The sequence below is a fragment of the Agrobacterium sp. B1(2019) genome (genome assembly GCF_008274755.1).
GTDB classification, from domain to species: Bacteria; Pseudomonadota; Alphaproteobacteria; order Rhizobiales; family Rhizobiaceae; genus Agrobacterium; species Agrobacterium salinitolerans.
Genome location: NZ_VTPB01000001.1, coordinates 203,344 through 223,736 on the forward strand (window position 1 = coordinate 203,344; position 20,393 = coordinate 223,736).

Annotated in this window: 20 protein-coding genes; 14 read left to right on the plus strand and 6 right to left on the minus strand. The window is 61.4% G+C overall.

What is annotated here, in order from left to right; genetic code table 11:
* Positions 1 to 164 precede the first annotated feature (164 nt).
* The 3 genes from AGR1_RS00950 to AGR1_RS00960 are packed head-to-tail and all read left to right on the plus strand — an operon-like array spanning position 165 to position 2,922.
* Positions 165 to 1,058 carry a hemin ABC transporter substrate-binding protein gene (locus AGR1_RS00950; RefSeq protein ID WP_149145937.1) on the plus strand — a complete coding sequence of 298 codons (894 nt, stop codon included), beginning with the start codon at positions 165 to 167 and terminating at the stop codon, positions 1,056 to 1,058.
* Positions 1,055 to 2,143: an iron ABC transporter permease gene (locus AGR1_RS00955; RefSeq protein ID WP_149145938.1), complete on the plus strand. Its 1,089-nt coding sequence runs from the start codon at positions 1,055 to 1,057 to the stop codon at positions 2,141 to 2,143. Before AGR1_RS00950 ends, AGR1_RS00955 begins: the two co-directional genes overlap by 4 nt.
* On the plus strand, positions 2,140 to 2,922 hold the full coding sequence (locus tag AGR1_RS00960) for a heme ABC transporter ATP-binding protein (RefSeq protein ID WP_149145939.1): 783 nt from the start codon (positions 2,140 to 2,142) through the stop codon (positions 2,920 to 2,922). The genes AGR1_RS00955 and AGR1_RS00960 overlap by 4 nt, the downstream gene beginning before the upstream one ends.
* Before the next feature lie 16 nt (positions 2,923 to 2,938).
* On the opposite strand, the gene AGR1_RS00965 is transcribed toward AGR1_RS00960, so the two are convergent.
* A complete protein-coding gene (locus AGR1_RS00965; protein ID WP_080789864.1) occupies positions 2,939 to 3,295 on the minus strand; it encodes a YbaN family protein in 357 nt (118 codons plus the stop codon).
* Between the two features lie 253 nt (positions 3,296 to 3,548).
* Here AGR1_RS00965 and AGR1_RS00970 point away from each other — a divergent pair, with 253 nt between their 5' ends.
* The 5 genes from AGR1_RS00970 (at position 3,549) to AGR1_RS00990 (ending at position 7,793) form a co-directional block, all read left to right on the plus strand.
* Complete coding sequence (locus tag AGR1_RS00970; RefSeq protein WP_080789865.1) at positions 3,549 to 3,944, plus strand: VOC family protein; 396 nt, start codon at positions 3,549 to 3,551, stop codon at positions 3,942 to 3,944.
* A gap of 23 nt (positions 3,945 to 3,967) precedes the next feature.
* Positions 3,968 to 4,681 (plus strand): uracil-DNA glycosylase, encoded by a 714-nt coding sequence (gene ung, locus AGR1_RS00975; protein WP_149145940.1) that lies wholly within the window; start codon positions 3,968 to 3,970, stop codon positions 4,679 to 4,681.
* Positions 4,682 to 4,752: 71 nt separating this feature from the next.
* A complete protein-coding gene (locus tag AGR1_RS00980; protein WP_149145941.1) occupies positions 4,753 to 5,829 on the plus strand; it encodes a DUF2218 domain-containing protein in 1,077 nt (358 codons plus the stop codon).
* A 164-nt stretch (positions 5,830 to 5,993) separates the two neighbouring features.
* Positions 5,994 to 6,938, plus strand: coding sequence for a VOC family protein (locus AGR1_RS00985; protein WP_149145942.1), 945 nt, complete (start codon positions 5,994 to 5,996; stop codon positions 6,936 to 6,938).
* A 240-nt stretch (positions 6,939 to 7,178) separates the two neighbouring features.
* On the plus strand, positions 7,179 to 7,793 hold the full coding sequence (locus AGR1_RS00990) for an alpha/beta hydrolase (RefSeq protein ID WP_149145943.1): 615 nt from the start codon (positions 7,179 to 7,181) through the stop codon (positions 7,791 to 7,793).
* 195 nt (positions 7,794 to 7,988) lie between these two features.
* Here the strand turns inward: AGR1_RS00990 and AGR1_RS00995 are convergent, their stop codons facing one another.
* Positions 7,989 to 8,573 carry a transglycosylase SLT domain-containing protein gene (locus tag AGR1_RS00995; protein ID WP_149145944.1) on the minus strand — a complete coding sequence of 195 codons (585 nt, stop codon included), beginning with the start codon at positions 8,571 to 8,573 and terminating at the stop codon, positions 7,989 to 7,991.
* Positions 8,574 to 9,238: 665 nt separating this feature from the next.
* Between AGR1_RS00995 and AGR1_RS01005 the strand changes: the two genes are divergently transcribed.
* Positions 9,239 to 9,769 (plus strand): transglutaminase-like cysteine peptidase, encoded by a 531-nt coding sequence (locus AGR1_RS01005; RefSeq protein WP_149145945.1) that lies wholly within the window; start codon positions 9,239 to 9,241, stop codon positions 9,767 to 9,769.
* 91 nt (positions 9,770 to 9,860) lie between these two features.
* Here AGR1_RS01005 and AGR1_RS01010 read toward each other — a convergent pair whose 3' ends face one another.
* Positions 9,861 to 10,748 (minus strand): DMT family transporter, encoded by an 888-nt coding sequence (locus AGR1_RS01010; protein ID WP_187772009.1) that lies wholly within the window; start codon positions 10,746 to 10,748, stop codon positions 9,861 to 9,863.
* A 241-nt stretch (positions 10,749 to 10,989) separates the two neighbouring features.
* On the opposite strand from AGR1_RS01010, the gene AGR1_RS01015 reads away from it, so the two are divergent.
* From AGR1_RS01015 to AGR1_RS01025, 3 genes are all read left to right on the plus strand, one after another.
* Positions 10,990 to 12,288 (plus strand): adenylosuccinate synthase, encoded by a 1,299-nt coding sequence (locus tag AGR1_RS01015; RefSeq protein ID WP_080789874.1) that lies wholly within the window; start codon positions 10,990 to 10,992, stop codon positions 12,286 to 12,288.
* 70 nt (positions 12,289 to 12,358) lie between these two features.
* A complete protein-coding gene (locus AGR1_RS01020) occupies positions 12,359 to 14,644 on the plus strand; it encodes a hypothetical protein (RefSeq protein ID WP_187772010.1) in 2,286 nt (761 codons plus the stop codon).
* A gap of 344 nt (positions 14,645 to 14,988) precedes the next feature.
* Positions 14,989 to 15,767 (plus strand): IS5 family transposase gene (locus AGR1_RS01025; RefSeq protein WP_246666603.1). Its coding sequence is split into 2 segments (ribosomal slippage): positions 14,989 to 15,315 and positions 15,318 to 15,767, totalling 777 coding nucleotides; the frame shifts between segments, so codons are not numbered across the junction.
* Between the two features lie 15 nt (positions 15,768 to 15,782).
* Here the strand turns inward: AGR1_RS01025 and rpoH are convergent.
* The 3 genes from rpoH to AGR1_RS01045 all read right to left on the minus strand — a co-directional run bounded on the left by rpoH (position 15,783) and on the right by AGR1_RS01045 (position 18,973).
* Positions 15,783 to 16,685 (minus strand): RNA polymerase sigma factor RpoH, encoded by a 903-nt coding sequence (gene rpoH, locus AGR1_RS01030; RefSeq protein WP_080789876.1) that lies wholly within the window; start codon positions 16,683 to 16,685, stop codon positions 15,783 to 15,785.
* Between the two features lie 166 nt (positions 16,686 to 16,851).
* Positions 16,852 to 17,676, minus strand: coding sequence for a class I SAM-dependent methyltransferase (locus AGR1_RS01035; protein ID WP_149145948.1), 825 nt, complete (start codon positions 17,674 to 17,676; stop codon positions 16,852 to 16,854).
* A 274-nt stretch (positions 17,677 to 17,950) separates the two neighbouring features.
* Positions 17,951 to 18,973, minus strand: coding sequence for an RluA family pseudouridine synthase (locus AGR1_RS01045; protein WP_080789878.1), 1,023 nt, complete (start codon positions 18,971 to 18,973; stop codon positions 17,951 to 17,953).
* A gap of 38 nt (positions 18,974 to 19,011) precedes the next feature.
* Here AGR1_RS01045 and AGR1_RS01050 point away from each other — a divergent pair, with 38 nt between their 5' ends.
* On the plus strand, positions 19,012 to 19,404 hold the full coding sequence (locus AGR1_RS01050; RefSeq protein ID WP_080789879.1) for a hypothetical protein: 393 nt from the start codon (positions 19,012 to 19,014) through the stop codon (positions 19,402 to 19,404).
* A complete protein-coding gene (locus tag AGR1_RS01055; RefSeq protein WP_149145949.1) occupies positions 19,394 to 20,248 on the plus strand; it encodes an RNA methyltransferase in 855 nt (284 codons plus the stop codon). Before AGR1_RS01050 ends, AGR1_RS01055 begins: the two co-directional genes overlap by 11 nt.
* Positions 20,249 to 20,393 lie beyond the last annotated feature (145 nt).

Below are 20,393 nucleotides of genomic sequence, written 5' to 3' on the forward strand. Positions count from 1 at the left end.
AGTTTGAGTCAGGATATCCAGCCGCAGGGAGGTTGGGAAGGGGGGCGCGACAAAGCTAACAAAAATACTCCACTTATCGATTGCGCGGTGTATAAACATGTGTAAATAACTCAAGATTAGTGGCGCGGGCAAACCGGCGCCGGGTCGTGTTTCAGGATAACGCCATGTTGAATTCCCGCCTTCGTTCCTTCGTTTTCGCCGCCCTCGTGCCCGCTGGAATCACTTTTGCCGCGCCGGCTGCCATGGCTTCGGACAAGGGTAATCCGGAGGCGAAACGCATCGTCGCGGTGGGCGGCACGGTGACGGAAATCCTTTATGTGCTGGGTGCGCAGGACCGCATCGTTGCGCGCGACAGCACCAGCAGCTATCCGGCTGATGCGCTTGCGAAGCCGGATATCGGTTACATGCGGGCGCTCTCGTCCGAAGGCATCCTGTCGCAGAAGCCCGATCTCATCCTCTCCGAAGACGGTTCCGGCCCGGCCGATGTCATCGCCATCCTGAAGGCAAGCGCGGTGCCTTTCGTCACCGTCGACACGCCGCCGAGCGGCGACGCCATTCCCAAAAAGATCGAGGATGTCGGCGCGGCTGTGGGCCTCTCCGACAAGGCGAAGGCGCTGGCGGCAGAAACCAGAGCAGGGCTCGATGCACTCGCCAAGGATGTCTCCGCCATACCGGAGAAGGGCAGAAAGCGCGTTCTCTTCGTGCTTTCCACCGCCGGCGGCCGCATCATGGCGGCGGGCAAGGATACCGAAGCGGCCGCGATCATCGAAATGGCAGGCGGCATCAATGCGGCTCAGGAGATCAATGGTTACAAGCCGCTGACGGATGAGGCGGTCATTGCCGCAGCACCCGATGTGGTGCTGACCATGGCGCGCGGCGACCATGCCGCCAAGGCAGAAGAGATTTTCGCGCTGCCGGCCTTCCAGTCCACGCCTGCCGCCGCCAGCAAGGCCCTCATCAGCATGGACGGGCTTTATCTCATCGGTTTCGGCCCGCGCACGCCGGCTGCCGGTCGTGAGCTGGCAAATAAGCTCTATCCCGACGTGGTGAAGCCGTGAGCCTTGCGGCATTGAGTTCCGCTGAAGGCAGGGTCGCGGGCGACAGATCCCGCCAGGGGGCTGTCACCCTTGCCGTGCTTGTCGCCATCCTGCTGTTTGCCTGTGGCGTATCGCTGGTCAGCGGACCCACGGGTGTCGGCATGTCTGAACTCTGGGCTTATTTTACCGGCGGCGCGGATCAGCTCGATGCGCGCGACAGGATCATTCTCGAGGCGGTGCGCCTGCCGCGCACGGCGCTCGGCATGTTGATCGGCGCGGGGCTTGCCGTTTCGGGGGCGATGATGCAGGGCCTGTTCCGCAATCCGCTGGCCGATCCGGGCATTGTCGGCGTCACCTCGGGTGCGGCGCTGTTTGCGGTTGCCGCCATATCTCTTGGGGAAGGCGCGCTTGCTACGGTGGCCGTGTTTTTCGGACCGCATTTCCTGCCGGTCATGGCATTCTTCGGCGGACTGCTGAACACCTGGGTGCTGTATCTGATCGCCACCAAGGACGGCGCAACCTCCACCACCACGCTCATTCTGGCGGGCATCGCGGTGGCGGCAATCAGCGGCGCGCTGACCGGGCTGATGATCTTCGTCGCCGATGACCGGGCGCTGCGCGACATCACTTTCTGGTCGCTCGGTTCGCTCGGCGGGGCCACGCCTGCCAAGGTGCTCGCCACCCTGCCTTTCATCATCGTCGTGCTTGCCATCATTCCCTTCGTTGCCCGCGGGCTTGATGCGCTGATCCTCGGCGATGCTGCCGCCTTTCACATGGGCATTCCGGTGCAGCGGCTGAAACGGATCGTCATTCTCGCCGTTGCCGCCGCCTGCGGCGCAAGCGTGGCGGCGGCCGGTTCCATCGGTTTTGTCGGCATCGTCGTGCCGCATCTGCTTCGCCTCGCCATTGGCCCGTCGCATCGTTTCCTGCTGCCGGCCTCCGCGCTTGGCGGCGCAGCACTTCTGCTTCTGGCCGATAGTTTCGCCCGCACCGTTGCGTCACCGGCGGAACTGCCCATCGGCGTCGTCACGGCGCTCATCGGCGCGCCGGTCTTCCTGTTCCTGCTCTTGGGACGCGGCGGGTTTTCCATGCGGAACATGTCATGATCCGGGCCGAAAACATCACCCTCATCCGCTCCGGCCGCAGGCTTCTCGATGCGGTCAGCGTCGATCTGAAGCCCGGCAAGGTCAATGTCATCATCGGCCCCAACGGTGCTGGCAAATCCACGCTGATGAAGGTTCTCTCGGGTGAGATGCGCCCTGAGGCCGGGTCGGTGACCTATAACGATGTCGACCTGCCGGCCTTCACGCCGGTCCAGCTCGCCCATCTCAGGGCCGTTCTGCCGCAGAGCACCCAGCTGGCGTTTCCTTTCACGGCGCTCGAAATCGTGCGCATGGGAGCGGTTGCACAGGGGGCTCGTACGCCGGAAGAACAGGCCCGCCGGGCGCTTGCCAAGGCCGGGTTGCGCGGTTTTGAGCAGCGGTCCTACAACATGCTCTCCGGCGGCGAGCAGCAGCGGGTGCAGTTTGCCCGGGCGCTGGCACAGGTGCCGAACCCGATGGAAAACGGCGAGGCGCGGGCGCTCTTTCTCGACGAGCCTACGGCCAGTCTCGATATCGGCCACCAGATCGCCGTGCTGGAAACGGCGCGTGACTTTGCAAGCGGCGGCGGGCTGGTGCTCGCCATTCTGCACGACCTCAATCTTGCGGCGGAATTTGCCGATCAACTCATCGTCATGCATGGCGGCCGGGTGACGGCGAGCGGCCCCTCGCTGGAAACGATCAGCGACGAGACGATTGCGCGTGTCTATGGCATCGGCGGTGTCGTCGGCCGGTTGCCGGCGCGGCATATCCCTTACGTGCTGCCGCAGTCGCGGCACCGTTAAGGACCTGTCCTTCGCCTCAGCTTTCCGGACGGGTGGCGATGAAGAGCGCGGAACCCAGCATGATGACGGCGACGATTGTCGCCCGCAGCGGCGGCGGCTCGCTTAGAAACCAGAAAGCGGCGTAACTGACGGACATGGCAGAAAGTGCTGCGACCTTGGCATTGCGGGCAATTGCGCCGCGTTCACGCCAGCGCCGCAGCGAAGGGCCGAATCGGGGGTGGGCCAGCAGCCACGCCTCGAGTTTTGGCGAGGAGCGCGAAAAACACCAGAGCGCCAGAAGCAGGAACGGCGTGGTGGGTAAAACGGGAAGAAACGCGCCGACAATGCCGGTCGCGACCATCACCCAGCCAAGACAGAGGTATAAAAGGCGCATGCCTAGCCGGTATCATGAGTTCGTCACTCAGGATAGAGCGGCGGGCTCAAAACCATGCGGTCCCGTTGCCGCATGCCCCGGCCACACCACAAAAAATCAGGGGTTTCCGTCATCACATTTGCCGTGATATGGCCGCTAGGTCCTGTCGCAGACCGCCTTTAGGGTTGAAAGCGTGACGCTCAATCCTTATTCCCTTGGGCCGCGATGCACGGAGCATAACCGGGCCGTCAACAGGAAGAAGAAGGAAAACACCATGGCCAAGCTGATCCACTCGATGGTCCGGGTGCTGGACGAAAAGCGTTCGGTGGAATTTTACAGGCAGGCTTTCGACCTTGAGATCGCGGAACGCGCCGAGTTCGAGAATTTCACGTTGATCTATCTCAGCAATGCCGAGGGCGATTTCGAGCTGGAACTGACCGTCAACCGGGGTCGCGAAGTGCCCTATGCGCTGGGGGACGGTTACGGCCACCTTGCCGTCAGCGTTGCCGATGTGGACGCCGAACACCAACGTTTCATCGACTTGGGGCTTTCTCCGGGCAAGATCATCGAAGCCGATTATAAGGGCCAGCCCTTCGCGAAATACTTTTTCATCTGCGATCCGGACGGTTACAAGATCGAAGTGCTGCAGCGCGGCAACCGGTTCAAATAAGCGCGACTACAGGAGAGGCGGGCATGGCGGAGGCAGGCGTGAAACTCGAGGATAGCTGGAAACGCGTTCTTTCCGGTGAATTCGCCAGCCCCTATATGCTCAAGCTGAAGGAGTTCCTGCTTGCCGAAAAGACCGCCGGCAAGCGCATCTTCCCCAAGGGCGCGGACTATTTCCGGGCGCTGGATCTCACGCCTCTCGATGAGGTCAAGGTCGTCATTTTAGGCCAGGACCCCTATCACGGGCTCGGCCAGGCGCATGGGCTGTGCTTTTCCGTTCAGCCCGGCGTGCGCATTCCCCCCTCGCTCGTCAATATCTACAAGGAGCTGCAGAGCGATCTCGGCATTCGCCCGGTCGGTCACGGTTTTCTGGAAAGCTGGGCGAAACAGGGTGTGCTTCTGCTCAACAGCGTGCTGACGGTGGAAGAGTCCCGCGCCGCCTCGCATCAGGGGCAGGGCTGGGAAAAATTCACCGACGCCGTCATCCGCGCCGTCAACGATGAATGCGACCCTGTCGTCTTTCTGCTCTGGGGTTCCTATGCCCAGAAGAAGGCGGCCTTCGTGGACCAGCGCAAGCATCTCGTGCTGCGCTCGCCGCATCCGTCTCCGCTTTCGGCCCATAACGGCTTTTTCGGCAATGGCCATTTTTCCAAGGCAAACGCCTTTCTCGTCTCCCATGGCCGTGCTCCCATCGACTGGCAGTTGCCGGAAACGGCGGGCAGCGACAAAAACCTTCTCTAGACACTCATAAAATACCTTTACGCTTTGCGGTTGTCGGGATTAAAGATAACCGGACTACAAAGTGAAGGATTATGCCCGTGTCTCTCCTGTCTGCCGAAACCTCCGTCTCGCTGTCCGATCCGCTGTCGATCGTCGATGCTTTCGAGGATCATTTTTCCGAGCATATGGAGATGGAACGCGAAGGTGCGACGGTGCGGTTCAAGACCGAATATGGCCATGGCAGCTTCAGCGCCGAGAGCGGCCGTTTCGCCGCAAGGGTCAGCTGCATTTCCGAACATATATTGATGTCGGTAAAGGCGATGGTGGCCGAGCATATCGTCGAATTCTCCGGAGAGACGGGGCTGGATTTCCGCTGGAGCGGCCATGGCGCCGAGCAGCGTGAATTGCCCAATCTCTTCGTCGGCAAGGTCGCCCGCGCCTATAATCTGACGCCGCATATGCGCCGGCTGGTGGTTTCCGTCGAAAACGGCATCGAAAGGCTGCTGACCGGCGGCATGCATGTGCGCCTGCTTCTGGTGCCGGATCAGGCCCGCGCGCCGGTCTGGCCTTATCTTGCGCCCACGGGGGCGATCGTCTGGCCGGCGGGCGACGATCTTCTCACACGGCGTGTCTACACCATCCGTTCCGGGGATATCGCGCGCGGTGAAGTCGATATCGACTTCGTCATGCATGAGGGTGAGAACATGCCGGGGGCGACCTTCGGCGCGACGGCGAAGCCCGGCGATGTTCTCGGCATCATCGGCCCGAGCGGTGTTTGCCCGGAAGCCGAGCGTTATGTCTTTGCCGGTGACGAGACGGCGTTGCCGGTGATGCTGCGCATGGCGGCCGAAATGCCGGCCGGGAAAAAGCTTAGCGTCTATGCCGAAATCGATGACGAAGCCGAACGGCAGGAGATCGTCTGCGCGGCCGATGTCGCATGGACGTGGCTTTATCGCCGCGGCAAGCCCGCCGGCACCGCCGGCCTCATCGAAAAGGCGCTGCGTGATCATGGCTGGAGTGCGGATCATGACGGCCTGCATGTCTTTGTCGCCTGCGAAAAATCCGAGGCGAGGGCGGCAAAATCTTTCCTCACTGATGAGATTGCCTTCCCGAAGGCATCGCTGCGCGCCGTCGGCTACTGGACTTTGGGCGCTGCCGACGATCATTGAGGCTGCCTTATCGGGCTCGTTGAACAGTCGAATTTATCGTTCATCATTCGGGAACAATCCGTTCCCGTTGCCCACTCTATGCGCAAGAGCGCTGTTACCCCATCTTTACGCCATGAACAGGGCAGGCCCCAACCGTGAGGCCCGCCAGGCAAAAGGGGTTTATCATGCTCAACCAGATCAAGGGCCTTCACCACGTCACGTCCATGGCGGCGAGCGCGCGCCAGAACAACAATTTTTTCACCGATACGCTCGGCCTGCGCCGGGTGAAGAAGACGGTCAATTTCGACGCGCCTGACGTCTATCATCTCTATTATGGCGATGAGGTCGGCACGCCCGGCTCCGTCATGACCTATTTCCCGTTCCCGCATATCGCTCGTGGCCGTCCCGGCACCGGTGAGGTGGGCACGACGCTGTTTTCCGTTCCGGAAGGATCGCTCGGCTACTGGCAGGACCGTCTTTCGAAAGCCGGCGTGGATGGCCTGAAGGCGGATGAAGTCTTTGGCAACAAACGCCTGCATTTCGCAGGTCCCGATGGCGACGGTTTTGCGCTGGTCGAGGTCAGGGACGACAACCGTGCGCAATGGATCGGCAACGGTGTCGGCGCGGATCAGGCGATCCATGGTTTTCAGGGTGCGTCGCTGCGTCTTCGTGATGAAGGTGCGACGGCCGAGCTTTTGAAATTCATGGGCTATCAGGAAGTGGATCGTCAGGATGGCGTACTGCGCCTCGGTATTCCCGGCGGCAACGGCGCCGACTTCATCGACATCGAAACCATGCCGAATATTTCTGGCGCGCGGCTGGGTGCGGGGTCTGTGCACCACATCGCCTTTGCGGTCGAAAACCGTGAAAAGCAGCTGGAGGTGCGCAAGGCGCTGATGGATACCGGCTATCAGGTGACACCGGTGATCGACCGCGATTATTTCTGGGCGATCTATTTCCGCACGCCGGGCGGTGTGCTGTTTGAAGTGGCCACCAACGAACCCGGTTTCGACCGCGACGAGGATACCGCCCATCTCGGCGAGGCGCTGAAGTTGCCGACCCAGCACGCCCATCTGCGCTCCGTGCTGGAAGAGCAGCTGGAACCGTTGGGGGATGAGAAGGCGGTTTAATTGTCAGGGACTTGGCCGCCCGTTTCTTCTCCCCGCCGGGGAGAAGGTGGCCCGAAGGGTCGGATGAGGGGGCACCGTTGCCGTATCTCACCGCCCTTGCCCCCTCATCCCGCTGCCGCGGACTTCTCCCCGGCGGGGAGAAGAAACGGGCGCCACCCGCTCGCTCCCCATGATTGCTCCGCTTGGCTGAAGAAGCCGCGTGTATCGTTGAACCTTCTTCCTTTCAGAAAGGATTCTCCCATGACCAGGGACAGCTATTTCCACAAATCCCGCGCCGGCGCTGCCGGTGCACCGCTTTTCGTTTTGCTGCACGGCACCGGCGGTGATGAAAACCAGTTCTTCGATTTCGGCTCGCGCCTGCTGCCTGAGGCGACCATTCTCTCACCCGTCGGCGATGTCTCCGAACATGGCGCGGCGCGGTTTTTCCGGCGCACGGGAGAGGGCGTCTACGACATGGCCGACCTTCAACGGGCGACCGTCAAGATGGCGGATTTCATCAAGGCGAACCGGGAGCATTATCAGGCGGGTCCGGTCATCGGCCTCGGTTTTTCCAATGGCGCGAATATTCTTGCCAATGTACTGATCGAACAGCCCGAGCTTTTCGACGCTGCGGTGCTGATGCATCCGCTCATCCCGTTCGAGCCGAAGATTTCTCCCGCCAAGGCCTCGCGCCGGGTGCTGATTACGGCCGGCGAGCGCGATCCGATCTGCCCGGTGCCGCTGACGAAGGCGCTGGAACAGAGCCTCAAGGCGCAGGGTGGCACGGTGGAAACGGTGTGGCACCCGGGCGGGCATGAAATCCGCGCTGGCGAGATCGATGCGGTCAGGGGTTTTCTGGCGACTTATGGGGAATAGGCGTGTGGCTGCACAGGCGTTCTCCGTCTGGCGCGACCATTCCGGCACCATGCCGCTCCCGACAAAACGTCATCCTCGGGCTGACCCGAGGATCCACCGCCCGCCGTGACCATGGATCCTCGGGTCAAGCCCGAGGATGACGGAGGAGGTTGCTACTCCGTCCCTTGTTCTCAAGTGAACTTGTCCAGTCTCGCCTCAGCGATATCCGCATTTCTGCAACTGCGCCTCGTAACGCAGCGCCATGTTGGCGGAGCGGCGGGCGGCTTTCTGGACCGCGGAATTGTTGCGCCAGCTGCCCCTCGCATACCCGGCATGGCCGGAATAATAGGCGAGGTAGAGATTATAGGGGTCGTTCAGCGAAATGCCGTTTTCGCGGCGGCTCTTGGCATGATACCAGCCGACGAAATGGATGGCATCGGTGAAATCGGTGCGGCTTGCCGACCAGCGGCCGGTTTCACGCTGGTAAACGCTCCATGTGCCGTCCAGCGCCTGTGCATAACCATAGGCGCTCGACTGGCGTTTCCAGGGAATGAAGCCCAAGAGTTTGGTGCGCGGCGGCCGTGCATAGGGGCGGAAGGCGGATTCGGTGTAGATCGTCGCCATCATGACCGGCACGGGCACGCCGAATTCGCGCTCGGCCGCCTTGGCATCGCGCCGCCAGTTGTTGAAGATGCCGTTCCGCTGCTCGAAAATCGCACAGGCATTGGTCACCTGCGACGGTGCGGTGGCGCAGCCGGCCAGGACGAGCATCAGGAAAAAAACGACAGATACGCCACGCATAACGGAACCCTTTCGTTCCGTTATTCTTAAATTGCTAACCATTAACGTCGGGTTTTAAGACAAGGTTAATTCAAATGCCGCCGATCGTGCGGCTGTTAACCCGCTGAAAATTCCTGTGGCGGGGATGGGGCGAAACCGCCTTCCGGGCGCCTTTTTCAAGACGCGTTCATCCCCGCGCGTCCACGGTCCCGCCGGCCCGGCTATACTTGGCTCATTCCGGCCATCAGGCGTGCGCGCGGCGCAAGATGGACGGGGCAGGCGGCCGAAACCGGGGAGTTTCCCGATGTCACGGTTCAGGCAGCCGGCATATGCCCATCCTCCAAACATGAACCGGTTTGGCGGGCGGGTCATATGTTTGAAGCCGGGGCCGCATCGTTTGCAAACCCTGCAATACCCTTTTGATACCCCCGCAGCGATGCGGCCCCCTATATCGCTTTCCAACGTTGCCGCGGAATTCGCGGTGACGGTATCGGCGCATATTCGAAAAAAAGCGTCCGCTGTACAAAAATGAAAACCGATAAAATTGTAGCAATCGGCTTAAAGCGCCTGAAAACAGTGCTGTGCCATTGTGGGATCACAGACGGGGAGCGGCCTTTGAAGGAGACGCTTCCACGAAACAGAAATCGAGACCGGCACAAGCCGGCGGATCGCAAACGGGGTATGAAATGCTGAAGAAGATTATCGCTGCCGCCATCTGCGGCATTGCCGTTGCTTCCATGTCCAACCATGCCGATGCTGCTGGCGCTGCCGGTTTTGCCCGCGGTTTCGCCGCCGTGGAGAAGTCTGCGGTAGCGCAGATCGATGTTTCCGCTCCGGGCGGTTTCGGCTGCGTTCTTTCCGCGGGTCAGTGCGTCTCCACCATCGCTGCGCCGCTGACGGTCGAGCGCCGTGAGGAACTGCTGCGCGTCAACCGCGATGTGAACGCCACAATGGGCGCGCTCGACGATTATTTCTCCGGTTTTGCAACCGATGTCCCGGCAACGCCGTCTTTGAGCCTTGGCGATTGCGGTGACTGCGCCGCCATCAAGCGCGCGGCCCTTGCCGGCGCCGGCTGGTCCTCCAGCGCGCTGCGCCTCGCCTTTTCGCTGAACAATGACGGATCGCTCGAAAAAGTGCTGATCGTTACCACAGACAAGGGCGATATCGTCCTTGGCAACGCCGTCTTTTCTCCGGCAGAGCGCGAAACCGCGCTTTGACCTTTCGTTCGAGCATCGGAAACAGTTTGCGATCCGATGCTCCATTCTTTCATGCCTGCCAGACTGCGCCGGTTTTCCTGACCCTGTTGGTTCAGGAAGCCGGCGATTTTTTTCGTTCCGCGACGGCAATGCCCGCCAGCGCCATGATGAGAGCGGCTATCTGATAGGTATGTAGTGTCTCGCTGAGCACGAAGACGGACAGCAGCGTGCCGAAGACAGGCACGAGGTTGATGAAGAGGCCGGCGCGGTTGGCGCCGATCTGTTCCACGCCCTTGATGTACAGGATCTGCGCGACGAGTGAGGCAAAAATGCCGGCATAGACCACCAGCACCCAACCCTTCTGATCCGGCCAGACGACGCTCTCGCGCGAAATTTCCCAGAAGATCAGCGGCACGGAGGTCACGAGGGCGAAGAAGGCAGGGATGGCCATCAGCGTGCGCCAGTCAACCGCCGGTTTCCAGCGCAGGATGACGGTGTAGATGGCATAGACCAGCACGGCAAGGAGCATGATCGCGTCGCCGACATTCATTTCCAGTTGCAGCAGCGAGACCGGATCGCCATGCGAGGCGAGCAGCGCCACACCGGCGATGGTGAGGCAGAAGCCGGCGATCTGGCCGAACAGCACGCGGGTGCGGAACAGTATGAAGTTCAGGACGAAGATGACCATGGGAATGCCGGCCTGGATGACGGCGGCGTTGATGGCTGAGGTGTGTTGCAGGGCCGTGTAGAGAAACACGTTGAAGGCGGTATAGCCGACGCTGCCGAGCACAAGGAAATAGGGCAGGCGTTTTTTCACCACCGGCCAGTCCTTGATGAGCTGCGGCACGGAAATGGCGAAGATGATGGCGACGGCGAAGACCCAGCGCAGGAAGGTGAAGGCCATGGGGCTGATGTGGCCGACGGCCAGCTTGCCGGCAACGGTATTGCCGCCCCAGCAGAGCGTGGCGATGATGAGGGCGATATAGGCTTTCGAAGGCACGCTGATGTTTCGCTTCTTCAATGGGTGGGAAAACGGCTAGGGGGTGAATGGCGGCCTTGCGTCTGCGCTTGGCCCCCACGGGGCGAGATAATGCGGGAAATCCGCGCCTTGTCACGGAAAAAGCAAAATTCTCCATAAGAAACAGGGTCGCTTTCCGTAAAACAACACAGTATACATTCGCGGGTTTGGGTTTCCAATCGGGTTATCGGGCGCGCAAGCGCCATGAGCAGGAAAGCAAGAAATGACGAATGTTGTGGTGGTCGGCTCGCAATGGGGCGACGAAGGCAAAGGCAAGATTGTCGACTGGCTGTCCGAGCGGGCAGATGTCGTCGTGCGGTATCAGGGCGGCCATAATGCCGGCCATACGCTTGTCATCGACGGTGTCAGCTACAAGCTTTCGCTTCTGCCGTCCGGCGTCGTGCGTCCCGGCAAGCTCGCCGTTATCGGCAATGGCGTCGTGGTCGATCCGCATGCGCTGATCGCCGAAATCGGCCGTCTGGAAGCGCAGGGCGTGAAGGTTACCCCGGAAAACCTGCGTATCGCCGACAATGCCACCCTCATTCTTTCGCTTCACCGCGAGCTGGACGGCATGCGCGAAGACGCGGCCTCCAACAGCGGCACCAAGATCGGCACCACGCGCCGCGGCATCGGCCCGGCCTATGAAGACAAGGTCGGCCGCCGCGCCATCCGCGTCATGGATCTCGCCGACATGGAGGCGCTTTCCGCCAAGGTCGATCGCATCCTGACGCATCACAACGCGCTTCGTCGCGGTTTCGGCGCGGCCGAAGTTGCGCATGAAACCATCATGGAGGAGCTGGGCTCTATCGCCGAGCGCATCCTGCCGTTCAGCGAAACCGTGTGGCTGCTGCTCGACAAGAAGCGCCGCGCCGGTGCGCGCATCCTGTTTGAAGGCGCTCAAGGGTCGCTGCTCGATATCGACCACGGCACCTATCCCTATGTAACCTCGTCCAACACGGTTGCTGGCCAGGCCGCTGCCGGTTCGGGCATGGGTCCGGGTTCGCTCGGTTACATTCTCGGCATCACCAAGGCTTACACGACCCGTGTTGGCGAAGGCCCATTCCCGACCGAACTGAACGACGAGATCGGCCAGTTCCTGGGCGAAAAGGGTCATGAATTTGGCACCGTCACCGGCCGCAAGCGCCGCTGCGGCTGGTTCGATGCCGCGCTGGTGCGCCAGTCGGTCGCCACCAACGGTATTACCGGCATCGCGCTCACCAAGCTCGATGTTCTGGATGGTCTCGACGAGCTGAAAATCTGCGTCGGCTACAAGCTGGACGGGCAGGAAATCGATCATCTTCCGGCAAGCCAGGGCGCGCAGGCGCGGGTCGAGCCGATCTACGTCACACTGGAAGGCTGGAAGGAATCTACCGTCGGTGCCCGAAAATGGGCGGATTTGCCTGCTCAGGCAATCAAATATGTCCGTCAGGTCGAGGAATTGATCGGGGCGCCTGTCGCGCTTCTGTCGACAAGTCCGGAGCGTGACGACACCATACTTGTGACTGATCCGTTTGAGGATTAATGTCCTCGGCGATCTAGATTCATAAACCATATCGGGCCGGTACGTCGCCGGTCACGACGAGAAAGTGCTTATGGCGGATTTTGTAGCAGTCATTCGCAAGGCCGTGGATGGCTTGGCGAACAATACTCCCGAAAACCGGGCGAAGGTTTACGACAAGGCGCGCAGTGCTGTTGTGCGCCAGCTCGAGAATATGAAGCCACGTCCGCCGGAAGAATTGTTGCGCCGGCAGATCGCCAAGTTGGACGCCGCCATTGCCGAGGTGGACAGCGAATATGCCGAGGCGCTTCCGGCGCTGGAGGAAGATGACGCTGTCTCTCCCGTTGCGGAAGAGACTGCTGCGTCCTATTACCAGCAGGATGTCGCCGACGAAGACGAGGCCCGCGCCGCTGAACCTATGGAGCAGGCCGAGCGGGAAGAGGAACGGCACGAGCCGGTCTATGAAGAGCCGGCAGCCGCTGAACCCGCGCAATCGGAGCCGGCTTACGAAGAAGCGCCCGAAGAGGAAGAGCCCCGGCACACTGACACCGTCGCCAATGACGAACAGCATCACGACGAACACGAGCCGGAAGAGCTTTATGATGCGCCGGAAACGGTTCATGCCGCTCCCGCCACGGCACAGGCTTCCGACGAAGCCGTCGGCACCTATTTCACACGGGCGGATGAAGAGCCGGCTCAGCAGCCGGAGCCTGAAACGGCGCTCGATGCCGCTGATGATTCCGTTCCCTCCCATTGGGCGCAGCCGGTTGATGAGGATGACTGGCGCAAGCTCGATGAAGCGCAGGACGACGATGTGCGTGCGGCCGGAGAGGAATATGAAGAGGTTCGTAACGAGACCAACGAAGGTCCCCTCGTTGCCGGTTATGCCGCGCAGCATTACCAGGAACCGGAGGTAAGTTTCGAGCCGGCCCCTTACGACGAGCATGAGCGTCGCGAGGCGGACGACCATTTCGGTCCCGCCGCCGTGGAGCACGCGCCCGCCTTTGGTGGCCGGCATGATTTCGACGAACATCGCCAGACGGAAGAGCAGGCCCCTAAAAAGGCAGCCGTGGTCGAGGATTTCTCGTCCTATTTCCAGGATGCTGATATCGCCATTCCGCCGAAGGACGCGCCGGCGCTGCCGCGCGCGGATAACGATCTCTTCGGCGATCAGGCAGCGGCAAAGGACGATAAGGAACGCACGCCCTGGGACGATCTGGACGAGCTGATCGGTTATGATGGCGCGTCGTCGTCCTCCACCCGTCAGGCTCCGGGCGAAACGAATGGCGTGGGCGCTGCCGCCGCGACGCCCGCCTATATGGTCAAGAAGAAGCCGCGCCGCAATTATGCGTCGGTGGTGCTTGCCCTTGCCGGCGTGGCGCTGCTAGCCGGCGGCGGTTATGCCGTGTGGATGAACCGCGATGTGCTGAACGATATGGTCGGCGGGCTGGTCAGCTCCGCACAGAACGGCGGCTCAAGCGAGACGGCTTCGAACGGGACGGGTGAGGAGGCGCAGACCTCGACACCGCCGGCGACCCAGCAGCCGCCCGCCACGGGGCAGCAGCCGACGACCCCGACCAATGGCGATGACGGCTCCGTCACCGGCGCCAAGTTCACCCAGCGGCTTCTGGCCGACGGCACAGAGCGTGACGAGGGACCTGCGCCGGGCGCGAACGGCCAGCCCGTTACCGCCGAAGGCCAGTCGGTCTATGAGCAGAATGTCGCGCCGCCGCCTGCGGGCGAGGCTCCGGCCAATAATGCCGGTGCGCCCGCCGGAACGCCTGCCGGCACGCCGCCGACGCAGCAGCCTGCCGCCGCTGCCGGCGACCGCATGTTCCTTTATGAGGAAGTGCTGGGCCAGACGGTGCCGACCGCCATTCAAGGCAGCGTTTCTTGGTCGCTGCAGCAGGAAAATGACGGGGATGGCAAACCTTCACCCACCGTGCAGGGTCAGATCAACGTTCCCGGCCGTGGCCTCAGCGCGCTGATCACCTTCAAGCGCAATACCGATCCGTCGCTGCCGGCCAGCCATCTGATCGAGATCGTCTTCTCGGTGTCGCCCGGCTTTGAAGGCGGTGCTATCGACAGCGTCCAGCGCATCGCGATGAAGAGCACCGAGCAGGATCGTGGCAATGCTCTGATCGCGGTTCCGGCCAAGATCACTGACGATTTCCACATGATCGCGCTCAACGACTTCCCGGATGCGATGAAGACCAATCTGGAGCTTCTGAAGAGCCGCAACTGGATCGACATTCCGGTCTCCTATCGCAACGGCCGGCGTGCTCTGCTGACCTTGCAAAAGGGCAATGACGGCATCGCCGCCTTCGACAAGGCGCTCAGCGAATGGGCGGCGGCAACGCCGGCCGCTGGCGGTCAGTGATGATCCGGGGGCGTGCCGAGAGCTGGCCCCCTCATTGCCTCGCTACGCTCCGGCACTTCTCCCCGGCGGGGAGAAGAATTTGCCGCGCCTTATCGCCTCTCACAGCATCGATCTGAAGTCCCCTGTGGAATGAGACGGTGCCCCTGCTTCTTCTCCCCGCCGGGGAGAAGTGCCGGAGCGCAGCGAGGCGATGAGGGGGCTCCGCCCACCGTCTTGAATAACGCTAGTTTCAAACAAAAAGCCCGCAGATCTTGCGATCCGCGGGCTTTTTATTGACTAGGACGCGTCCCCATAAACGGGGTTCATGTGGCGAGCGGATTATGATTCACTCCCCTTGAAGGGAGATCGTCATGCGCCGTCACGAACTGAGCGACGAAGAATGGGCCGTCATCGAGCCGCTGCTTCCCACCAAGAGCCGTGGAGTGAAACGCGTTGATGACCGCCGGGTGATCAATGGTATCCTTTGGCGGTTTAGGACGGGTTCGTCCTGGCGCGATGTGCCCGAGCGCTATGGCCCGCGAACGACGCTCTACAATCGCTTCTCTCGCTGGCGAAAGGCAGGTGTCTGGGATCAACTTCTTGATGCCGTGTCAAAGCGTTATGCGGGTGACATCGTGATGATCGACAGCTCGTGCGTTCGCGTTCACCAGCACGGTGCCAACGCTAAAAAGGGGGCTCTGCCGATCCTTGCATGGGACGTTCCCGTGGCGGCCTGACCACCAAAATCCATGCGCTCGTGGATGCCGATGGGCGGCCTGTTCGTATGGAGCTGACCGCAGGTCAGGCTGCCGACGCTCCCATGGCGGAAAAGTTGCTGAGCGGATTGCGGCCCGGTGCGACGCTTCTTGCGGACAAGGCTTATGACACCGACGCGATCCGTCGCTTTGCCAAGCAACGGAAATGCTGGGCAAACATTCCCGCCAAGGCCAACCGCAAACAGACCTTCAGCTTCAGCCGCTGGGTCTATCGTCAGCGCAACCACGTCGAGCGTTTTTTCAATCGTATCAAACAGATGCGCGGACTTGCCACAAGATATGACCGCCGGGCCGACAACTATCTGGCAGCACTCAAGCTCGCAGCAATAAGGATATGGATTGCATCATTTAACGAGTCCGCGCCCTAGTGTTTTAAGGAGCGCTTACGCATCCACCACGCGCAATGCACGGGCGGCTTCGAGCGCTTCCTTCTGTACCGCTTCCTGAACCTTCTCGAAGGCGCGAACCTCGATCTGGCGCACGCGTTCGCGGCTGATGTCGAACTCGGATGAGAGTTCTTCCAGCGTTACCGGATCTTCGGCGAGGCGGCGGGCCTCGAAGATGCGGCGTTCGCGCTCGTTCAGCACGCCCATGGCTTTCGCCAGCATGCGGCGGCGGGTTTCCAGCTCGTCCTGCTCGATCAGCACGTCTTCCTGGCTGTCATGGTCATCCACCAGCCAGTCCTGCCATTGGCCGGACTCGCCTTCGGACGCCTTGATCGGCGCATTCAGCGATGCGTCGCCATGCAGGCGGCGGTTCATCGAGATGACTTCTTCTTCCGACACCTGAAGCTTCGTCGCGATTTCCTTGACGTGTTCCGGCTTCAGATCGCCATCGTCGATTGCCTGGATGCGGCCCTTCAGCCGGCGCAGGTTGAAGAACAGGCGCTTCTGGTTGGCGGTTGTACCCATCTTCACCAGCGACCACGAGCGCAGGATATATTCCTGGATCGAGGCCTTGATCCACCACATGGCATAGGTGGCCAGACGGAAACCGCGCTCCGGATCGAACTTCTTGACCGCCTGCATCAGGCCGACATTGCCTTCAGAGACGACTTCGCCGATCGGCAGGCCGTAACCGCGGTAACCCATGGCGATCTTGGCGACGAGACGCAGGTGGCTGGTGACGAGTTTATGCGCGGCGTCGCGGTCGCCATGCTCGGCGTAGCGCTTGCCAAGCATGTATTCTTCCTGCGGCTCCAGCATCGGAAATTTACGGATTTCGTCGAGATATCTATTGAGGCCGGCTTCGCCGGCTGTAATCGTAGGCAAACTATTGCGGGCCATAAAGCACCCCCTTATCTATGGTCTGGAACGGCACCCTCTTTGATCGGCGATCAACCCGCCGGAGGCGCACCGTAAGCTGCGGGTCGTTACCGACCCCGCACGAACCCATGTGACAGATATGTACGCGCCCGCCGCGTTTCAAGCGAACGCTGCGTTCACACATGCGTTATATTCCAGTCACACCTTCCTTGATCTGTTTAACTTTCGAACGGTAGATTCGTTCCGAGAAGCCGCCAAGGCCGGAGCGCACCATCAGCTCATACATTACCCGTCTGCGCATGGGATTGTGCAGGCGCACAACCTTCGAGCCGAGGAACTGCGTTTCGACATGGGAAAGCGCCTGCAGATCGTGATCGGCGGCGATGGCAGCAGCATAGGTGGCGTGAAATTCCCGGTGACAGACATAGGTCTTGTACTTCGTCATGCCGAAACAGACGAGGCTGTGGCCATGGGTGCGCAGGAAATCGGCGACGCCCACCGTCACTTCCGGCCAGGCGGGGTTGAAAGTGTCGTCGAAGACGATGACGCCATGCGGCGCGATCACCTCCATGGCCAGTTTCGCATCGGCCAGCACATGGTGCAGGGTGTGGCCGCCGTCGATGCTGAAGAAACGGGCGGGGCCGATGCGGGAGGTGATATCGGCGGGCGCCAGCCGGGTGCTGTCGCCCTTGATGATGAGGTTCTCGTTCATTGGAAAGCCCAGCCGGCGGCCGTTTTCCATCAGGCGCTCATATTGGTCGAGGCTGCCGTCTTCCGGCGGGTCGAGATCGAAGAGATCGACGCCCAGCACCTTTTCCTGCGGCTGCGCGAATTTGCGCAGCAGGAAATAGGATCGGCCATAATAAACGCCGATTTCCGCCATGCCGCCTCCAAGGCCGCCCTTGGTCTGGGCCTGTAGCAAAGCCTTGAAGACAAGCGCATCGGGCGGGTCGATATAACCTTCGACGCTACGCAGATCCTGAAATATAAACCGGCGGTCTTCGATGTTCATATGCGATAAATCCCGTCACCATGCCGGTTCCGTTCGGGGCGGATCGAACGAATGGCGTCTCTGCGCTTTATTTGGCAGGCTTGAAATCGTCACGGTTTAATGGCCGCGATTTCAGGCTTTGCGGGGCCGAGGAGGTGCGACGATTGAAGCGAAATTGGGGCGGTCTATAAAAAGGACCGACTACGGAATATCGCTATCCGCTAATCTTTTTTTATTATCCGGGGCTTCCGGCGAAATGCATGGCGCAGTTTTTTGACCGCGCCATGCAGGTTTTTCAACCGCGCAATGCCGTAAGCAGCGCTTCCATGTCATCGGGCAGGTCGGTTTCGAATTCCATCACCTCACCGGTGCGGGGGTGTTCGAAAGCGAGCAGATAGGCATGCAGCGCCTGGCGCGGAAAGCCGCGGACGGTGCTTTTTGCCGGTTCTTCCAGCAGGTTAGCTTTGGTACGGAAGGCCGCGCCATATTCGGGATCGCCGATCAGCGGATGGCCGATATGGGCCATGTGAACGCGGATCTGGTGGGTGCGGCCGGTTTCCAGCCGGCATTCCACCATCGAGGCGAGGCAGGTGGCGTCCGGCCGCTCATGGTAGCGTTCCATCACCTCGTAATGGGTGATCGCCTCGCGGGCATCGTCCGAATCCTCATGCTTGACGGCGCGTTTGGTGCGGTCGGCGCTGCGGCCGAGCGCTGCGTCGATGGTGCCGCGCAGGGTGCGCGGGCGGCCCCAGACGACGGCCTTGTAGGCGCGCTCCAGCGGCCCGGTGCGGCCATGATCGGCAAATTGCGCGGCGAGGTGGCGGTGGGCATTGTCGTTCTTGGCCACGACCATGACACCGGAGGTTTCCTTGTCCAGCCGGTGCACGATGCCCGGTCGCCTGACGCCGCCGATGCCGGAGAGGCTGTCGCCGCAATGGTGGATGAGGGCGTTGACCAGCGTTCCCGTCCAGTTGCCGGCGCCCGGATGCACGACGAGACCGGCGGGCTTGACGAGCACGATCAGGTCTTCATCCTCATATTCCACGTCGAGCGGAATGTCCTCGCCCTTGGGTTCCGGGTCTTCCGGCTCGGGCATGACGATTTCGATACGGTCGCCGGGATGCACCTTCTTTTTCGGCTCCGTCACCGGCTGGCCGTTGAGGGAAACCGCGCCCTGTTCGATCAGCGCCTTCAGGCGGCTGCGGGAGAAGTCGCCGCCCACCTCGCCTGCCAGCCACGAATCGAGGCGGCCTTCGGCATCTTCCCCGGCAATCAGGACTTTCCTTGCGTCTCCGCCTTGTTTAAAGGGGTCGTTCATTCTTATTTTTCCGATCCATCAGCATTTCAGGGAACCCGATGACGCAGATCGAGCAAGACGAACAGGAAGACAAGCCGCTTGATCCGGCCATGGAAAAAGTTCGCCGCAAGATGATCCGTTTGCAGATCGTGTCGGGGTCCGTGATGTTTATCAGCCTTATGGCTGTCTTCGGTGCGGTTGTCTACAAGGCGATGGGGCCGTCGAAAACTGTTCAGACACAGAGCGAAGCGCCGAACCTTGCCGTTCCCACCGGCAATGGCCCGATGGCCGTCACCGCCAGCCTGCCACAGGGCTTCACGATCGACAATGTCAGCTATTCCGGCGGCGACATGCTGTTTTACGGCAGGCTTGCCAACGGCACCCGCAAGGCGCTGGTCTTCAACGTCGCGACCGGCCGGTTCCTCGCCGATGTGACGGTCGATGGCCAGTGAGGCCAATAACCTGCTGGATGGGCGACCGCTGATCCCGGTCGAGGATCCCGCCGATCCGCGCATCGCCGCCTTTCGCGATATTCGCGAGCGGGACATGACCGGGCGTCAGGGCCGCTTCATTGCGGAAGGCACGGTGGTGCTGCGCATGCTGGCCGCCGCCCATAAAGCGGGGGGTGCCTTTGCAGCGGAGAGCATCCTGATCCTGCGCAATCGACTTTCCGGCGTTGCGGATATCCTCGCCGATTTCCCGCCGGATGTGCCGGTTTATGTGGCGGAAGCACCCGTGCTGGACGGCATCGTCGGTTTTCACCTGCATCGCGGCATTCTGGCGCTCGGGCGGCGGGTTCAGGATCGCGGGCTCACCGAAATGATGGCGGCGCTTCCTCCGTCTTCGCTGGTGCTCGTGAGCTGCGGCATTTCCAATCACGATAATCTCGGGGCGATGTTCCGCAATGCGGCGGCCTTTTATGCCGATGCGGTGCTGCTGGACGAGACGTGCTGTGACCCGCTCTATCGCAAGGCGCTTAGGGTTTCCGTGGGCTCGGTGCTGTCAGTGCCCTATCATCGCGGTGGCGGGGCGGTGGAGATGCTGGAACAGCTTTCCGAGGCCGGTTTTGCGATCTGGAGCCTTTCGCCTGGCGGCGAGACCGAGATCCGCGATATTCCCCGATCCGAGCGCATGGCGCTTGTCATCGGCACGGAAGGCGAGGGGTTGCCGCAATCGGTGCTCTCGCGGTTTCATACGGCACGGATCGCGCAGTCGCCGCAGCTGGATAGCTTGAATGCAGGGACGGCTTCGGGGCTGGCGCTTTATCAGATGGCGGGGGTTGTGGGGCGGGTTTAGGCCATCGGTGGGTGTGGTTTACCCCCCTCTGCCCTGCCGGGCATCTCCCCCTCAAGGGGGGAGATCGACTCGCGGTTGGCTCTCGTCCATCTCAATGTTTGCGAACGGAGCGGTGCTAGCGCCTCCTGCTGATCTCCCCCCTTGA